Raw genomic sequence first — 16,769 nt, 5'->3', positions numbered from 1 at the left:
TCCTGAGAGCCTCGGCGACTGGGCTGTGGGGTCTGCCGAAGATCCACTGGTGTCCGTGGTCACGACGTCGTGACCGATGGGTTGGCTGAGTGCCCGCCGAGGCGCGCACGGGCGACACCCAACCACCCGCACGGTCCGACGAGGACCCGCTAATCGATTCCGTCCGCACCGGCCACGGACGGACGCGGGCACGCGTGCCTCGAGCCCGGGCCGTCTCGACGACGACCCGGGCCCGAGGGCGTGCGTGCTCAGTCCTGCGACGCGGCCGCCGGGGTGGAGAGCCCCTGGGCGATGAGGTCCATCACGGACGAGTCCGCGAGGGTCGTCGCGTCGCCGACCTGCCGGTTCTCGGCGACGTCCCGCAGCAGGCGACGCATGATCTTGCCCGAGCGCGTCTTGGGCAGCTCGGCGACGACGAGCACCTGGCGCGGCTTGGCGATCGGGCCGATCTCCTTGGCGACGTGGTTGCGCAGCGTCGTCTGCACGTCCTGCGCGGGCAGGTCCCCCGCCTCGGAGTCGCCGCGCAGGATCACGAACGCGACGACGGCCTGGCCGGTCGTCTCGTCGGCCGCGCCGACGACCGCGGCCTCCGCGACCCACGGGTGCGAGACCAGCGCGGACTCGATCTCCGTGGTCGACAGCCGGTGCCCGGAGACGTTCATGACGTCGTCGACGCGGCCGAGGAGCCAGATGTCGCCGTCCTCGTCCTTCTTCGCGCCGTCACCCGCGAAGTACAGACCCCGGAAGCGGGACCAGTACGTGTCGACGTAGCGCTGGCGGTCGCCCCAGATGCCGCGCAGCATCGCGGGCCACGGCTCGGTGAGCACCAGGTAGCCCCCGGAGCCGTCCGGCACCGAGTGTGCCTCGTCGTCCACGACGTCCGCGGCGATGCCCGGCAGCGGGACCTGCGCGGAACCCGGCTTGGTCTCCGTGACGCCGGGCAGGGGGCTGATCATGATCGCGCCCGTCTCGGTCTGCCACCACGTGTCGACGATCGGTGCCCGGTCCCCGCCGACGACCCGGCGGTACCACATCCACGCCTCGGGGTTGATGGGCTCGCCCACCGACCCGAGCACGCGCAGCGACGACAGGTCGAACTGCGCGGGGATCTCCTCGCCCCACTTCATGCACGTGCGGATCGCCGTGGGCGCCGTGTAGAGGATCGTCACCCCGTACTTCTGCACGATCTCCCACCAGCGGCCGCGGTGCGGCGTGTCCGGCGTGCCCTCGTAGATCACCTGCGTCGCGCCGTTCACCAGCGGGCCGTACACGACGTACGTGTGCCCGGTGATCCAGCCGACGTCGGCCGTGCACCAGTACACGTCCGTCTCGGCCTTGAGGTCGAAGACGTTGAGGTGCGTGTACGCCGCCTGCGCCAGGTAGCCGCCCGTGGTGTGGAAGATGCCCTTCGGCTTCCCCGTGGTGCCCGAGGTGTAGAGGATGAACAGCGGGTGCTCGGCCTCGACGTCGACCGGGGTGTGCTCGTCGGACGCCGTGTCGACGACGTCCGACCACCACACGTCGCGACCCTCGGTCCACTCCACCGGCTGGCCGGTGCGCTTGACGACGAGCACGTGCTCGACGCTCGGGGCGCCCTTCGCGAGCGCCTCGTCGACGGCCGGCTTGAGCGCCGAGGCCGCGCCGCGCCGGAAGCCGCCGTCCGCCGTGACGACGAGCTTCGCCTCGGCATCGAGGATCCGGCTGTGCAGCGCCTCGGCGGAGAAGCCGCCGAACACCACGGAGTGCGGCGCGCCGATCCGCGCGCACGCGAGCATCGTGACGACCGCCTCCGGGATCATCGGCAGGTACACCGCGACCCGGTCGCCGGTGGTGACGCCCAGCGACGTCAGCGCGTTCGCGGCCCGCGAGACCTCGCGCTGGAGGTCCGCGTACGTGAGCGTGCGCGTGTCGCCGCCCTCACCCTCGAAGTGCAGCGCGACCTTGTCCCCGCGGCCCGCCTCCACGTGTCGGTCCACCGCGTTGTGCGCGGCGTTCAGCCGACCGTCGGCGAACCAGCGCGCGACCGGCGCGTCCGACCAGTCGAGCGTCTGCTCGAAGGGTGTGCTCCACGTTAGCAGCTCACGCGCCTGCTCGCCCCAGAACGCGGGTCGGTCGGCGTTCGCCCACGAGTACAGATCGGCGCTCGCGTTCGCCTGGGCGGCGAACTCGGCGGACGGCGGGAAGCGGCGGTCCTCGGAGAGCAGGTTCTCCAGGCCGCCGGCGGTCGGGTCGGACACGCGGGCCTCCAGGTGCAGCGACATCGGTGCGGGTGTCGGAGTCGGGGACCAAAGTCCCTCCGCTGGGGAACTCTAGTCACGTCGCGGACCGAAGTGCCCGGAAGACCCGTGTTCCTGGTCCGCCGGGTGGTGCGGACGAGCGCGGCGCCGTGCCTCAGCGGTGCCGTTCGCGGAACGTGCCCAGCCGCACGCCCTGCCGGTGCGCGGCGGTCGCCACGACCCCCGCCAGCAGCACCAGGAAGCCCGCGACGAGCAGCGTCCCGGACGTGCCCGCGACCGTCACCTCGACCGCGGTGGAACGCCACTCGCTCCCCTCGACGACGTTCAGCACCTGCGTGCGCACCACGTCGGGCGACACCAGCGCCACACCACCCAGCACGCTGAGGATCGCCCCGCCCGTGTAGGGCGCGGCGGGCGTCCAGGCCGCGAGGAGCGCGACCCAGCCGAGCGCGAGCAGCCCGAGCGCGACGAGCACGACGCCCGACCAGTCGAGCGTCGCATCCCACCCGACGACCTGCGCCGCGAGGATGCGCGACTGCCCGAGCAGCAGCACGCCCGCGGCGAGCGGGGCGAGCACGAGCCCGACGAGCGCGCCCAGCACGTGCGTGCCCACGGACGCGCGCGCCGGGGCGTGGGCGTCCGGGAACAGGTCCGGCTTCTGCGCTGCGGGCTCGCGCGTCGGTGCGTCGGTCGCGGGCAGGACGCGGGTGCCGTCGGCGGGCGTGCCCGCGGGCCCGGTGACGACCGTCGGGTCGGCCGGCTCGGCCGGGCCGGCCGGTGCTGCGGGTGCGGCCGGTGCGGCCGACGCCGCGGGTACGGCCGGGCTCGGGCGCGCGCTCGTGCGGGCCGGCGGCGGGTCGACGGGCGCGGGTCGGACCGCGGCGTGGCGGCCCGTGTCGAGCTCCGGCTCGGGTGCGGGGGAGGAGGCGGCGTCCCGTGCCGGCCGCTCGTCGGGACCGGTGCGGTCGGGGCGACGCTCGTCGTCAGAGGTGCTCATCACGGCTCTCCCGGGTCGAGGCGGTGCCGTGCTGCACCGCCACCGCGATCACCGTAGGGCGGGCTCCTGCGCCTGCGCAGCCCGGACGGGTGCGACCCCCGGCGTGTCGACGGACCCGTCGAGGGGCTCGTCGGCGGACGCGGCCGCCGTCAGCGGTGCGGTCGGGCCGTCGTCGGACGCGCTCGTCGTCGCGACGAACCCCGGCTCGGCCACGCGCGGCGTCGCCCGGTACGCGTAGGCCGCGCCGACGAGCAGCGCACCGCCGATGGTGTTGCCGACGCCGACGAACAGCACGTTGCGCGCGAACTCGGCGACCGTCGCGCCCGGCAGGCCGCCCATGAGTCCCAGCGACATCGTCGTCATGTTCGCCACCACGTGCTCGAAGCCCGAGGTGATGAACACCATGACGCACGCGAAGATCGCGGCGATCTTCGCGGCCTCGCTGCGCAGGCGCGTCGCGCACCACACGGCGAGGCAGACCAGCAGGTTGCACAGGATGCCGCGCACGAGCAGCTGCGCGTTCGTCTCGTGCGCCTTGTGCTCCACCATGCGGGCGATCTGCTGGCCCGCGGCGGTGTCGGGCGCGGTCACGCCGGAGACGTGCACGAGCGCGGCGAACAGGATCGACCCCAGCAGGTTGCCCGCGAGCACCGCGAGCAGCGTCAGCCCACCCATGCCCCAGGTGATGCGGCGGCGCATCGCGCCCTGCGTGAGCATCATCATCGCGGAGGTCGCGAGCTCGCCCCCCGCCACGACGACGATCGTCAGCGCGACGCCGAACACCATGCCCTGCACGAGCGGGGCGAACGGGTTGCCGGCCGCGACGAGCGGGCCGCCGGCCTCGACCATGATCACCACGCCGATGCCGATGTATGCGCCCGCGAGCATGGTCCGCACGGCGAACAGCCACGGGGTCGACAGCAGGTGGACCTTGTGGTGCGCGGCCTCGACCTGGGTCTCGACGGCCTCCTCGATGCTCAGCACCCGACCAGGGTCGCAAGGCCGGGCGTCCGGCTCGTGGGACGAAAGGGCCGCCCGGACGCCCGCGCGCCCGCGCGTCGTATGTTCGTCCGCGTGACCCACCTGTTCAGCCCGCTCACGCTGCGCGGCACCACGTTCACCAACCGCGCCTGGCTCGCCCCGATGTGCCAGTACTCCTCGAGCGACGGCTTCCCCGACGACTGGCACCTGGTCCACCTGGGTGCGCGCGCCGCGGGCGGCTTCGGGCTGCTGCTCACCGAGGCGAGCGCCGTGGTGCCCGAGGGTCGCATCTCGCCGCAGGACGCCGGGCTGTGGTCCGACGAGCACGCGGTGGCGTGGCGCCGCGTCACCGACTTCGTGCACGCGCGGGGCACGCGCATCGGCGTGCAGCTCGCCCACGCCGGGCGCAAGGCCTCGGTGCACCGCCCGTTCGGCCACGGGTCCGGCTCGGTGCCGCCCGCCGAGGGCGGCTGGGCCACCGTCGCGCCGTCCGCGCTCGCGTTCCCCGACCTCGCGACGCCCGCCGCGATGACGCCCGACGAGGTCGCCGCCGTGCCCGCGGCGTTCGCCGCAGCCACGCGCCGTGCCGTGACCGCCGGGTTCGACGTCGTCGAGGTGCACGCCGCGCACGGGTACCTGCTGCACCAGTTCCTCTCGCCGCTGTCCAACACCCGCGACGACGAGTGGGGCGGGTCGCCCGAGAACCGCGCGCGGCTGCTCGTCGAGACCGTCGACGCCGTGCGGGCCGTGTGGCCCGACGACCGGCCGCTGCTCGTGCGGGTCTCGGCGACCGACTGGACCCCCGGCGGGCTCACGGTCGACGACGTCGCCGAGGTGGTGCGCGGGCTCGCCGGCCACGGCGTGGACCTCGTCGACGTCTCGTCGGGCGGTAACGCGCCCGCCTCGATCCCGGTCGAGCCCGGCTACCAGGTGCCACTGGCGCGGCGCGTGCGGGAGGTGGGCGGTCTGCCCGTCGCCGCCGTCGGGCTGCTCGACGAGCCGCGCCTCGCGGAGGAGGTCCTCGCGGCGGGCGACGCGGACGCCGTGCTGCTCGGGCGCGTCGCGCTGCGCGACCCGTCGTGGCCGCTGCGCGCCGCGTACGAGCTCGGCGAGCGGCTCGACGCCCTGCCCGCGGGTGACGACGCGGGCGGCAGCGTGCCGCTCGAGGCGGTCGGCTCGACGGGCTACCAGCCGCAGTACGCGCGCGGCGCGTTCCGCTGAGCGTCCGGCCGGCCGGCCGTCGGGCTCGCCCTTCGGTCAGTCGCCCCGGGCCGCCGCCGCGACCGCGGCCGCCACGCGCGTCGTCACCTCCGGGTTGAAGACGCTCGGGACGATGTAGGTCGGGTTCAGCTCGTCCGGCCGGACCACCGCGGCGAGCGCGCCCGCGGCCGCGAGCAGCATCGCGTCCGTGATGCGGTGGCCCTGCGCGTCGAGCAGACCGCGGAACACGCCCGGGAACGCGAGCACGTTGTTGATCTGGTTCGCGAAGTCCGAGCGGCCCGTGCCGACGACCGCGGCGTACTGCGCGGCGTCGTCCGGGTCGACCTCCGGGCGCGGGTTGGCGAGCGCGAACACGATCGCGTCGCCCGCCATGCGGGACACCTCGTAGCCCGTGATCACGTCCGGCGCCGACACCCCGATGAACACGTCCGCGCCGACGAGCGCGTCCCCGATCGTCCCGGAGACGCCGCGCGGGTTCGTCGCCGCCGCCGTCCACCGCAGCTGCGGCGTCAGGCCCGGCCGGTCGGGGTGCACGACGCCGTCCACGTCCGCCACCACGACGTCGTCGGCCCCCGCCGCGAGCAGCAGCTTGAGCACCGCGGTGCCGGCCGCACCCGCACCCGAGAGCACGATCCGCACGTCCTCGATCCGCTTGCCCACCACCTGGAGCGCGTTCGTCAGCGCCGCGACCACGACGATCGCCGTGCCGTGCTGGTCGTCGTGGAACACCGGGATGTCCAGCCGCTCCCGCAGCCGGCGCTCGACCTCGAAGCAGCGCGGCGCGCTGATGTCCTCCAGGTTGATGCCCGCGAACACCGGCGCGATCGCGCACACCGCCTCGACGATCTGGTCCACGTCCGTGGTGTCGAGCGCGATCGGGAAAGCGTCGATGTCCGCGAACCGCTTGAACAGCACCGCCTTGCCCTCCATCACCGGCAGCGCCGCCAGCGGGCCGATGTCCCCGAGCCCGAGCACCGCCGTGCCGTCCGTGACGACCGCGATGGTGTTGCGCTTGATCGTGAGGCGGCGTGCGTCCTCCGGGCGGGCCGCGATCGCCTCGCACACGCGCGCGACGCCCGGCGTGTACGCCATCGACAGGTCGTCGCGGTTGCGCAGCGGCACCTTGGACGTGATCTCGAGCTTGCCGCCCAGGTGCAGCAGGAACGTGCGGTCCGAGACCCGGTCGACCGCCACCCCGGTGAGCGCGCCGAGCGCGGCGACGATCTGCTGCGCGTGCTCCTCGCCGAGGGTCGCGCACGTGACGTCCACCTGCATCTGCTCGTGCCCCGAGGCGGTCACGTCCAGCGCCGTGACGATGCCGCCCGCCTGCTCGATCGCCGTCGTCAGCTCGCTGACCGCGGTGGGCCGCGCGGCGACGTGCAGGCGCGCGGTGATGGACGACGACACGCTCGGCCCGACCATGGCGCCAGTCTGTCGCCGCCCACGCCCCCCGTCGCGCCGAGCGCCCGCCCCCGCCGCCCGCCCCCACCCCCGTGCCGTGAAGTCGCGGATCCCCCGCGGGGGCGTGCGTCTCTCGGTCAGTCGCGCGGTCATCCGCGCGACCCACCGGCAGACTCACGACCTCGCGGGCGGGGGTGGGGGCGGCGGGGGTCCGAGGGTGGTGGGGGCCGGTAGGTTCGAGCGGTGACGCAGGATGCGCTGGCCGGGTGGGTCGACGTGACGGCCGACGCCGTCGGACGAGCACGCTCCGCGTGCGCCGAGCTGCGATGGCACGAGGCGTACCGGCGGCGGTGGCGCGAGGTGCGCGCCGAGGCCGGGCTGCGTGCCGCGCACGCCAGTGCGGCGCTCGAGGGCGCCCGGCTGCCGCTCGAGCTGGTGCGCTCCCTCGCGACGGGCGGCACGGCGCTCGGGCACACCGACGCCTCGGCGCGCTCGGACACCGACGCCTCGGCGCGCGGGGGCACCGGCGGGCCGGCGCGCGAGGCGGGCGCCGAGGCCGTGCTCGTCGGGGCCCTTCGCGGAGCCTCGTTCGTCGACGCGCTCGTGCCCGACCTGGGCGCGCAGCAGGCCGCCGCGCTGCCACCGCTGCCGCAGCTCCTGGCGCGCGCGCACACGCTCGTCGGTGCGGGCTGGCTGCCCGTCGAGCAGCTCGGGCGCCTGCGCACCGACGAGCCCGCCCTCGACCAGCGCGGCCTCGGCCGCGCACCCACCGGCCGCGAGGTCGCCGCCCGGGTCGACCTGCTGGCCCGCACGATCGCGACCACGCAGGCCCCCGCGCTCGTCGTCGCCGCGCTCGTGCACGCCGAGGTGCTCGCGGTCCGGCCGTTCGTCGCGGGCAACGGGCTGGTCGCGCGGGCCGTCGCGCGCGCGCTCGCCACGACCGGCGGGCTCGACCCGACCGGTTCCGTGCTGCCCGAGGTCGTCTGGGCCGCGGCGCCGCAGCAGTACGTCGCCGCGGTCGCCGGCTATGCGACCGGTGAGCCGCAGCGCGTCGCTGCCTGGTTCGGCACGTACGCCGACGCCGTGGTCGCGGGTGCTGCGCAGGCGCGCCAGGTGGCGGACGCCGTCCTCGCGGGCCGCCTGACCCCACCGCAGTGACATCACCGCGCTGACGTCACCGCTCTGACGTCAGCGCTCTCGTCGTGTGGACGCAAGACGACGGCGTCCCGGAGGACGCCGTCGTCGGAGCTGCTGCCGCGAGGGTGATCATGCGTGCACTCGAATGGTTCGCAACGGGACCAGCCCGGTCGACCTGCCCGAAGGTGGGCAACACCTGCGCGTGGGTGCCTTCGCGGCTCTGCAGTTGTGCTCACTGTGATACGCCGGTTCCCGCCGCGGCGGTAGTGGGACGCGCGTCGTCGCAGGTCAGCGACGAGCCCGGCGTCGGATGGCAAGACTCACGTCCGGCATGCGGACGCTGATCCGCGCGAACCGGTCATCTCGGGCGCGTGCGCCGGCGCCACCACCACCACCAGGCCACCACGCCTGCGACCGCTGCGCCGACGACGACCGCGCTCGCGACACGGGCCTCGCGGTCGAACGCGAACAGCGGCACGGGCCGGCGGAACGTCAGCACGCCCCACCCGGACTCCGCCGCGAGCCGGCGCAGCGCCCGGTCCGGGTTCACGGCGAACCCGTGCCCGACCGTCCCCAGCATCGGTGCGTCCGTGATCGAGTCCGAGTACGCGAAGCACTCCGCCAGGTCGTAGCCGTGCGTGCCCGCGAGATCGCGGATCGCCCGGGCCTTGTTCTCGCCGTACGCGTAGAAGTCGATCTCGCCGGTGTACCGGCCGTCGACCACCTGCATGCGCGTCGCGACGACGTGGTCCGCGCCCAGCACCGCCGCGATCGGCTCGACGATCTCGCTGCCTGACGCGGAGACGATCACGACGTCACGGCCGGCCGCGTGGTGCTCCGCGATGAGGTCCACCGCCTCGGCGTAGACCGTCGGGTCGATCGCCTCGTGCAGCGTCTCGGCGACGATCTGCGAGACCTGCTCGGTGGGCCAGCCGGTGACCGTGCGCGACAGGCTCGCGCGCAGGCGCTCGGTCTGGGCGGCGTCCGCGCCACCCATGAGGTAGAGGAGCTGCGCGACCGCCGTGCGCAGCACGTTCCGGCGGGTGAGCAGCCCCTCGGCGAGGAAGCCGCGCGAGAACGCGGTGGCCGACGACGTCGCGATGATCGTCTTGTCGAGGTCGAAGAACGCGGCGGAGCGCGGGTGCGACCCCCGGTGCGCGTCGGGCGCGGAGCGGTGCGCGGGGGCGTCGTCGGACATCCGCACTCCTCTCGTCGGGCTGTCTTGTCGGCTGTCTCGTCGGGCTGTCTCGTCGGGCTGTCTCGTCGGATGCGCTCGTCGGATGCGCCCGTCGGATGCGCCCGTCGGATGCGCTCGTCGATCGAGCCGGACCCCGCGAGCGTAGCGAGGGCCGCCCACACCGCACCCCCGTTCGGCTCCGGTCCGCCCACCCGACCCCAGCCCCCCGACGCGCACCGTCCGTCCACAGCCGGCGCCCTGCGTGCTTCGGCCGTGCGCGGCGTGCGGCAGCGTCGGCGTCGTCCGGGACGTGACGGAGGTGGACGGTGACGCAGCTCCCTGGAGCGACATGGCGAGGTCGGGACGGCGGCACCCCCCGCCCGGTGCTCGACGCGCCGGTCGCCGTCCCGCCTCGTGGTCCGGACGGCGCGGCGGCGGCGTGGGGCGCGCCGTCGCCGCGTCCCACGACGCCCGCGCTCGCCGCACCGCCCGCCTGGCCCACCCCGGTCGGGGCGCGCACGGAGCGTGGCCGCGCGCTCGTCGTCGGCGTCGTGGGGGCGCGTGGGGGAGCCGGGGCGTCGACGTTCGCGGCCGCGCTCGCGGCGCGCTTCGCGCGGCGGACCGCCACCGCGCTCGTCGACCTCGACCGCTGCTCGGCGGGGGTCGACGTGCTGCTCGCGCTCGAGGACAGCGACGGTGTGCGCTGGCCCGACCTGACCTCGGCGCGCGGCGACGTCGACGGTGCCCAGGTGCTCGCCCTGCTGCCGCGCTGGGGTCCGTGCGCCGTGCTCTCCGCGGACCGGCACCGGCCGGGGCTGCCGGACGCCGGCGTGCTGGCCGACGTGCTGCACGCGCTCGGCGGCGTGTGCGGGGTCGTCGTGCTCGACCTCGAACGGGTCGGCGTCGTCACCGGTGACTCGTTCGCGCCCGTCTGCGATGCGGTCGTCGTCGTCGCGCCGCGCGATCTGCGGTCCGCCGCCGGGCTCCTCGCGCTGCGCGGGACGCTCGTCGCGCACGGTGCGCTCGTCGGGTTGGTGACGACCGGGCCGTCGCCCGGAGGGCTGGGGTCCGACGAGCTCGCGCACGCCGTCGACCTGCCGGTCCTGGCCCGCCTCGGGGTCGACCGGCGGACCGCCGCGGCGACCGAGCGAGGTGGTGTGCCGCTCACCGGCGCCGTGGCGCGGGCCGCCGCGCGCGTCGCCCGCGCGGTCGTGCGGGACGCGCCGTCGCCCGGCAGCCCGGTCGCGGTGCGCGACGAGCCCGCGGCCGTCGTGCGAGGGCCCTGGTGAGCGGCGGTGCGCACGCGACCGGTGCCCTGGCGGCCGGTGCGCTGGCGGCCGGTGGGCTCACGACCGGTGCGCTCACGACCGATGCGCGCGGGGTCGGTGGGCGCGCGGGCGGTGGACCCGGGGTCGGTGGGCTCCCGCCGGCCGGGTCCCCGGTGCTCGCCGGCGAGCTGGTCGACGCCGTGCGCGAGCGGCTGCGTGGCACCACGCCGGGCGACCACGAGCTCGCCCGCGCCGTCGAGCAGGTCGCGCGTGAACGCGGGACGGTGCTCGGCTCGGCAGCGCTGCCCACGGCGGTGCAGGCCGTGCGCGCCGCGATCCTCGGTGCCGGGCCGCTGCAGCCGTTCCTCGACGACCCGAGGGTCAGCGACGTGCTCGTCAACGGCCCGCGGGACGTGTGGGTCGAGCTCGACGGGCGCCTCACCCGCACCGACGTCGACCTCGGGGCGCACGACGACGTGCGCGCGCTCGCGGTGCGGCTCGCCGCCGCCGGCGGGCAACGGCTCGACGACGGGGCGCCCACGGTCGACGCACGCCTGCCCGACGGCACGCGCCTGCACGCGGTGCTGCCCCCGGTCGCGGGCGGGTGCACGCTGCTGAGCCTGCGCGTGGTGCGGCAGCGCACGCTGTCCATGCCCGAGCTCGTGCGCGTCGGGACGGTCGCGCCCGGTCTCGTCGGCGTGCTGCACGCCCTGGTCGAGTCGCGCGCCAACCTCCTCGTCTCCGGGGCCACGGGCGCCGGGAAGACGACGCTGCTGGCCGCGCTGCTCGCCTGGGCGGGGCACGACGAGCGGATCGTCGTGATCGAGGAGTCCGGCGAGCTCGCGCCGCAGCACCCGCACGTCGTGCGGCTGCTCGCGCGCCGGGCGAACGTCGAGGGCGTCGGCCGGGTGGACCTCGCCGAGCTCGTGCGCCAGTCGCTGCGCATGCGGCCCGACCGGATCGTGCTGGGCGAATGCCGCGGCGCCGAGGTGCGCGAGGTGATGGCCGCCCTCAACACCGGCCACGACGGCGGTTGCGCGACCGTGCACGCCAACGCGGCTGCCGACGTGCCGGCCCGGCTCGAGGCACTGGCCGCGCTCGCGGGGCTCGGCCGCGAGGCGACCGCCGCGCAGGCGTCGGCGGCGTTCGACGCGGTGCTGCACCTGCGCCGGACCGGGCCGGGGCGGACGCGGCGGATGCTCGCGGAGGTGGCCGTCGTCGGGCGCTCGTCCGACGGGCTGGACGTGCGCACGGCAGTCGAGGTGGACGAGGCCGGTGGTGTGCGCCGCGGTCCCGGCTGGCCACGGCTCGCGGCGCGCATCGGGCTCGGCGCGCGCATCGGGCCGGCCGACGACGCGGGCGCCGGTGACCGCGGCGGGCCGCCCGTCGCGCTCGCGCCGCCCGCTGCGCTCGCGCGGCCCGTCGCGCTCGCGCCGGCCGGGCGCGCCCCGTGAGCGTGGTCGTGGGGATGGCGAGCGCGGCCGCGGTCCTGGTGGTCGCGGGAGTCGGGCCGCGCCGGGCGCTCCTGCGGACGTCCGCGCCTGACCCGTCGCCACGCGGTGACGCCCCCGGCTCGGGCCGGGACCTCGAGGACGTGCTGGTGGCGGTCGGTGCGCAGCTGCGTGCGGGTCGTCCGCCCGGTGCCGCGTGGGCGTCGGCGCTCGGCCGCCCCGTCGACGGCGACGTGCCTGAGCTCGCCGCGCTGGTCGCCGCGTGCGGGCGCCGCGGTCGGCTGGGCCGGCGCGACGACGAGCAGCTCGTCGAGCGGGCTGCGGCCGTGGTCGCGGCCGCACGCACCGCGCACGAGCTCGGTGCGCCGCTGGCCGCGATGCTGCTGCACGTGAGCGACTCGCTCGCGGCCGACGCGGCCGAGCGCGACGACGTCGAGGCGGCGCTCGCCGGTCCGCGCGCGACGGCGCGGGTCCTGGGGTGGTTGCCGATGCTGGGTGTCGGTCTCGGTGCGCTGCTGGGTGCCGACCCGCTCGGGGTGCTGCTCGGCGGTGGCCTGGGGAGCCTGGCGGGCGTCGCGGGGGTGGTGCTCCTGCTCGTCGGGCGGGGATGGACGCGGCGTCTCGTCGCCCGGGCTGCGCGCGGAGGTGGCTGACGTGGTGCTCGCGGCCGTGGGTGCTTCGCTCGTGGTGATCCCGTGGGTCGTGGCGCGCCGGAGCCCGGGTGCGCCAGGAGGAGCCGCGCGCGTCGCGGCCGAGCGGGCGGCGCCACCTGTCGACCCCGTGCTGCTGCTCGAGCTCGTGGACGCGGCGGTGGCGTCGGGTGCGTCGCTGCCGCGCGCGCTGCGGGCGGTGGGTGCCGCGGCGGGCGGGGCCGCGGGCCGTGCGGTCGACGCCGCCGGTGCCGCGCTCGTGCTCGGGGCGTCCTGGGCCGCGGCGTGGGCGGACGCGCCGCCGGAGGTCCATGACGTGCGCGACTGCCTCGAACAGGCGTGGGCGACCGGTGCCGCGCCGGGACCGGCGGCGCGCGCCCGGGCGGCTGCGGTGCGGCGCGACCGTCGTCGTCGTGTCCGGACGGCGGGCGCCTCGCTCGGGGTGCACCTCGTGCTGCCCCTCGGTCTGTGCTTCCTGCCCGCGTTCGCACTGCTCGGCCTGGTGCCGCTCGTCATGGGACTCGGCGCCGGGCTGCTCGACGGAGTGCTCCCGTGACGCCTGCCCTCCACCCGACCACAGCCCGCCGACCGGGGCGGCCCGTCCCCAGATGCGCCGAGCACGCCGGCACACGCGCGGCGGGCGCACGACGCTGGCCGCGGCCGGGTCCGACCGGCCGGGCGACCACCGCCCACCGACCGTGCCCGACGGGCCGGCGGACGACCGACGCCGGCGCGAGCCGGCAGACAGGAGGTGCTCGATGGACGGCACGGCACTCGCGCAGCGCCCGCGCACCACGCCCGACGAGGGTGCGCGCGACGACCGCGGCGACGGGCAGCGACGCGCGCCGGGCTGGGTCCCGCAGCGCGTCGCGCGCAGGCTCGCGGCCGGGACCCGGGACGCCGGCATGGCGACCGCGGAGTACGCGATCGCGACGCTCGCCGCGGTCGGCTTCGCGGGGCTGCTCGTCGTGATCCTCAAGAGCAACGAGGTGCGCGGGCTGCTCAGCGGGATCGTCAAGCAGGCGTTGTCCCTGTGAGGCGCGGGCAGGCCGACCGCGGGGCGGTGACGGCGGAGCTCGCGGTCGGCCTGCCCGCGGTGGCCGTCCTGCTGCTCGTGGTGCTGGGCGTGAGCGCGGCGGGCGTGGTGCAGCAGCGCTGCGCGGAGGCGGCCCGCACGGCGGCCCGGCTCGCGGCGCTCGGGGAGGACGACGCGGCGGCCGTCGCGGGTGCGCGTCACGTCGCGGGAGACGCCGCCCGGGTCGACCTCGCGCGCGACGACGGCTGGGTCACCGTGTCGGTGGCGTCGGCGTTCCCCGTCGCCGGGCTGGGTGAGGCCCTGACCGTCCGCGGCGCGGCGACCGCCTGGGAGGAGCCGTGAGTCTCGAACGGTCCGGGGACCGCGGGCGGCACGCGCGCATCGGTTGGCGCGACGAGCGCGGTGCGGGAACCGCCCTGATGCTCGCGGTCGCGCTCGCGGCGCTGCTCGGCTGCGGCGCGGTCGCCACGGTGGTGGCCGCGCACGCGGCCCGCGGGCGGGCGCAGGCGGGGGCGGACCTCGCGGCGCTCGCAGCCGCGACCCGGGCCCAGCATGGTGCGGAGGCCGCGAGCGCGTGCGCGCACGCCGAGCAGGCCGCCGTGCGCAACGGGGTCGAGCTGGTGGCGTGCGCGCTCGGCGCCGGCGGGATCGTGACGGTGGACGTGCAGGCGCGGGCCGTCGGCTCGTCGGTCCGTGCGCACGCCCGCGCCGGACCGCGAGCGGCGCGCACGCAGTCTCGGTCAGCCGGCGGCGTGGGCGAGGACCGCGTCGAGCAGGCGCAGGGCGGCGGCCTTGTCGAGGGGGTGGTTCCCGTTGCCGCACTTGGGGGACTGCACGCACGCGGGACAACCGGTGGCGCACGGGCAGGAGGAGATGGCGTCGCGCGTCGCGCGCAGCCACGTGGCGCCCAGGTGGAAGCCGCGCTCGGCGAACCCCGCGCCGCCGGGGTGGGCGTCGTGGACGAAGACCGTCGCCTCGCCCGTGTCCGGGTGCAGGGCGGTCGACAGTCCGCCCAGGTCCCAGCGGTCGCACGTGGCGAGCAGGGGGAGCAGCCCGATGGAGGCGTGCTCGGCGGCGTGCAGGGCGCCGGGCAGCGCCTCGAGCGTCACGACCGCCTCCTCCAGCACGGACGCGGGCACGGTCCACCAGACGGACGAGGTGCGCAGCGTGCGGGCGGGCAGCTCGAGGTCCTCGTAGCCGAGCACGGCCAGGTCCGGCAGGTGCTTGCGCTGGAACCCGAGCACCTGCGACGTGACGTCGACGGTCCCGAGGTGCCAGGTGACCGGGCCCCACCGGCGCTCGTCGACGACGTCGACCACCGCGGTGGTGGTGAGCCAGCGCGCCCAGGTCCCGTAGTCGACGTCCCGCCGGGTGACGAGCGCGACGTCGTCGGCGTGGTGCAGGTCGTCCACGACGAACGTCGCGCCCTGGTGCACGTAGACCGCGCCGGGATGCAGCGTCGCGTCGGCGGACGCGGCGTCGACCGTGCCGAGCACGCGGCCGGTCTCCGACTCGACCACGCGCACCGGGTTGCCGCCCGAGCCGCGCAGGTCGGTCAGGCGCGACGCGGGCTCGGCGTGCGTCCAGTACCACCCGGACGGGCGGCGACGCAGCACGCCGTGCGCGACGAGGTCGTCGAGCACGGCCGCGGCGCGCTCGCCGAACAGGTCGAGCTCGTCGGTCCGCACGGGGCGCTCGGCCGCGGCGGCGCACAGGTGCGGCGCGAGCACGTACGGGTTGGTCGGGTCGAACGCGGTGGCCTCGACGGGGGCGTCGAGTGCGGCCTCGGGGTGGTGCACCAGGTAGGTGTCGAGCGGGTCCTCGCGCGCGACCAGGACGACGACCCCGTCGGCCCCCGCCCGTCCGGCGCGGCCCGCCTGCTGCCAGAACGACACCCGCGTGCCGGGCCAGCCCGCGATGAGCACGGCGTCCAGGCCGGAGATGTCCACGCCCAGCTCGAGCGCGTTGGTGGTCGCGAGCGCGCGCAGCGACCCGGTGCGGATGGCCTGCTCGAGCGCACGTCGCTCCTCGGGCAGGTAGCCGCCGCGGTACGCCTGGACCGTGCCGCGCAGCGCGGGGTCGACGGCCCCCACGTGCTCGCGCGTCGTGGTGGCGACCGACTCCGCGGCGCGGCGCGAGCGCGTGAACGCGAGCGTGCGCCCGCCGTGCGCGACGAGGTCCGCGAGCAGGTCCGCGACCTCGGCCGTCGCCGTGCGCCGGGGGCGGTCCTCGGGCTCGCCCGGGGTCGCCCAGGGGTCCTCGTCGGGCAGCAGCGACGCCCACGGCGTGTGCGCGTCGGACCCGTGACCGGGCAGCTCGGGGGGCTGCCACAGCACGACGGTCTTGCGTCCGGCGGGCGACGCGTCGACCGTGACGGCCTCGACCTCGGCGGGCGCGACGCCCAGGAGCCGCGCGGCGCTCTGCTCGGGGTCGGCGGTCGTCGCGGACGCGAGGACGAACGTCGGCGTGGCGCCGTACGCGGCGGCGAGCCGGCGCAGGCGTCGCAGGACCAGCGCGACGTGCGCGCCGAACACCCCGCGGAACGCGTGGCACTCGTCGAGCACCACGTAGCGCAGCGACGCGAGCAGGCGGGACCAGCGCTCGTGCTGCGGCAGGAACGAGAAGTGCAGGAAGTCGGGGTTGGTCAGGACGACGTCGGCATGGTCGCGGACCCAGCGCCGCTCGTCGGGCGAGGTGTCACCGTCGCAGGTCGCCACGCGCACGTCACGCACCTGCGCGGCCGCCAGGAGCCGCTCGACGGCCGCGAGCTGGTCGGCCGCGAGCGCCTTCGTCGGGCACAGGTACAGCACGCCCGCGCGGCGCCGGGCGGACTCGATGCGGCCCGGGTCCAGCGACGCCTCCGCGGCGCGGCCGCGCACCGCGCTGAGTGCGGGCAGCCAGTAGGCCAGGGACTTGCCGGACCCGGTCGAGGTCGCCAGGACGGTGTGCCGACCGGCCCACGCGGCCTCGGCCGCCTGCACCTGGTGCCGCCACGGCGCCTCGACGCCGAGCGCGCGGTAGCCGCGCACGAGGTCCGGGTCCGCCCACGTGGGCCACGGCCCGCGTTCGCCCGCGCGGGCCGGCAGGTGGCGCACGTGGGTCGCACGGTCGGCTCGTCGTCCACCGGCGAGCAGCACGTCGAGCAGCTCGTCGGACTCCACGCGACCATGCTCGCACCCGCGCAGGTGTGCTCCGGACGGGGTCGACGGCGGC

14 protein-coding genes are annotated in these 16,769 nt (G+C 76.6%); 8 read left to right on the top strand and 6 right to left on the bottom strand.

Features of this window, described 5'->3' with window-relative positions; translation table 11 throughout:
• Positions 1-248: 248 nt before the first annotated feature.
• The 3 genes from acs to CBP52_RS10305 form a co-directional block, all read right to left on the bottom strand.
• Positions 249-2,261, bottom strand: a complete 2,013-nt coding sequence (acs, locus tag CBP52_RS10315) for an acetate--CoA ligase (protein WP_094180871.1) — start codon at positions 2,259-2,261, stop codon at positions 249-251.
• A 130-nt stretch (positions 2,262-2,391) separates the two neighbouring features.
• Complete coding sequence (locus CBP52_RS10310; protein WP_094180870.1) at positions 2,392-3,234, bottom strand: hypothetical protein; 843 nt, start codon at positions 3,232-3,234, stop codon at positions 2,392-2,394.
• A gap of 48 nt (positions 3,235-3,282) precedes the next feature.
• A complete protein-coding gene (locus CBP52_RS10305; protein ID WP_094180869.1) occupies positions 3,283-4,218 on the bottom strand; it encodes a formate/nitrite transporter family protein in 936 nt (311 codons plus the stop codon).
• Between the two features lie 90 nt (positions 4,219-4,308).
• Between CBP52_RS10305 and CBP52_RS10300 the strand changes: the two genes are divergently transcribed.
• Positions 4,309-5,436, top strand: a complete 1,128-nt coding sequence (locus tag CBP52_RS10300; protein WP_198303431.1) for an NADH:flavin oxidoreductase/NADH oxidase — start codon at positions 4,309-4,311, stop codon at positions 5,434-5,436.
• A gap of 36 nt (positions 5,437-5,472) precedes the next feature.
• Here the strand turns inward: CBP52_RS10300 and CBP52_RS10295 are convergent, their stop codons facing one another.
• Positions 5,473-6,858, bottom strand: a complete 1,386-nt coding sequence (locus CBP52_RS10295; RefSeq protein WP_094180867.1) for an NAD-dependent malic enzyme — start codon at positions 6,856-6,858, stop codon at positions 5,473-5,475.
• 222 nt (positions 6,859-7,080) lie between these two features.
• Here CBP52_RS10295 and CBP52_RS10290 point away from each other — a divergent pair, with 222 nt between their 5' ends.
• Positions 7,081-7,995, top strand: coding sequence for a Fic family protein (locus CBP52_RS10290; RefSeq protein WP_166772185.1), 915 nt, complete (start codon positions 7,081-7,083; stop codon positions 7,993-7,995).
• A gap of 337 nt (positions 7,996-8,332) precedes the next feature.
• Here the strand turns inward: CBP52_RS10290 and CBP52_RS10285 are convergent, their stop codons facing one another.
• The gene (locus tag CBP52_RS10285) at positions 8,333-9,172 is read right to left on the bottom strand and encodes an HAD family phosphatase (protein WP_094180866.1); all 840 of its coding nucleotides are present in this window, start codon (positions 9,170-9,172) and stop codon (positions 8,333-8,335) included.
• A 362-nt stretch (positions 9,173-9,534) separates the two neighbouring features.
• Here CBP52_RS10285 and CBP52_RS10280 point away from each other — a divergent pair, with 362 nt between their 5' ends.
• From CBP52_RS10280 to CBP52_RS10255, 6 genes are all read left to right on the top strand, one after another.
• Entirely contained in the window at positions 9,535-10,440 is a 906-nt protein-coding gene (locus CBP52_RS10280) for a pilus assembly protein FlpE (protein WP_198303430.1), read from the top strand.
• Positions 10,441-10,592: 152 nt separating this feature from the next.
• Positions 10,593-11,873, top strand: coding sequence for a TadA family conjugal transfer-associated ATPase (locus CBP52_RS10275; RefSeq protein WP_094182313.1), 1,281 nt, complete (start codon positions 10,593-10,595; stop codon positions 11,871-11,873).
• Positions 11,870-12,523 carry a type II secretion system F family protein gene (locus CBP52_RS10270; RefSeq protein ID WP_094180865.1) on the top strand — a complete coding sequence of 218 codons (654 nt, stop codon included), beginning with the start codon at positions 11,870-11,872 and terminating at the stop codon, positions 12,521-12,523. The genes CBP52_RS10275 and CBP52_RS10270 overlap by 4 nt, the downstream gene beginning before the upstream one ends.
• A gap of 1 nt (position 12,524) precedes the next feature.
• A complete protein-coding gene (locus CBP52_RS10265; protein WP_157732573.1) occupies positions 12,525-13,076 on the top strand; it encodes a type II secretion system F family protein in 552 nt (183 codons plus the stop codon).
• Positions 13,077-13,278: 202 nt separating this feature from the next.
• Entirely contained in the window at positions 13,279-13,557 is a 279-nt protein-coding gene (locus tag CBP52_RS10260; RefSeq protein ID WP_094180863.1) for a DUF4244 domain-containing protein, read from the top strand.
• Between the two features lie 26 nt (positions 13,558-13,583).
• A complete protein-coding gene (locus CBP52_RS10255; RefSeq protein WP_232514438.1) occupies positions 13,584-13,898 on the top strand; it encodes a TadE family type IV pilus minor pilin in 315 nt (104 codons plus the stop codon).
• A 398-nt stretch (positions 13,899-14,296) separates the two neighbouring features.
• Here the strand turns inward: CBP52_RS10255 and CBP52_RS10250 are convergent, their stop codons facing one another.
• Positions 14,297-16,717 (bottom strand): DEAD/DEAH box helicase, encoded by a 2,421-nt coding sequence (locus CBP52_RS10250; RefSeq protein ID WP_094180861.1) that lies wholly within the window; start codon positions 16,715-16,717, stop codon positions 14,297-14,299.
• Positions 16,718-16,769: the final 52 nt, after the last annotated feature.

Origin of the sequence: Cellulomonas sp. PSBB021, from assembly GCF_002240455.1 — a bacterium.
GTDB lineage: Bacteria > Actinomycetota > Actinomycetes > Actinomycetales > Cellulomonadaceae > Cellulomonas > Cellulomonas uda.
Note: the sequence above shows the minus strand (reverse complement) of the source record. Positions and strands in the feature narration are given on the sequence as shown.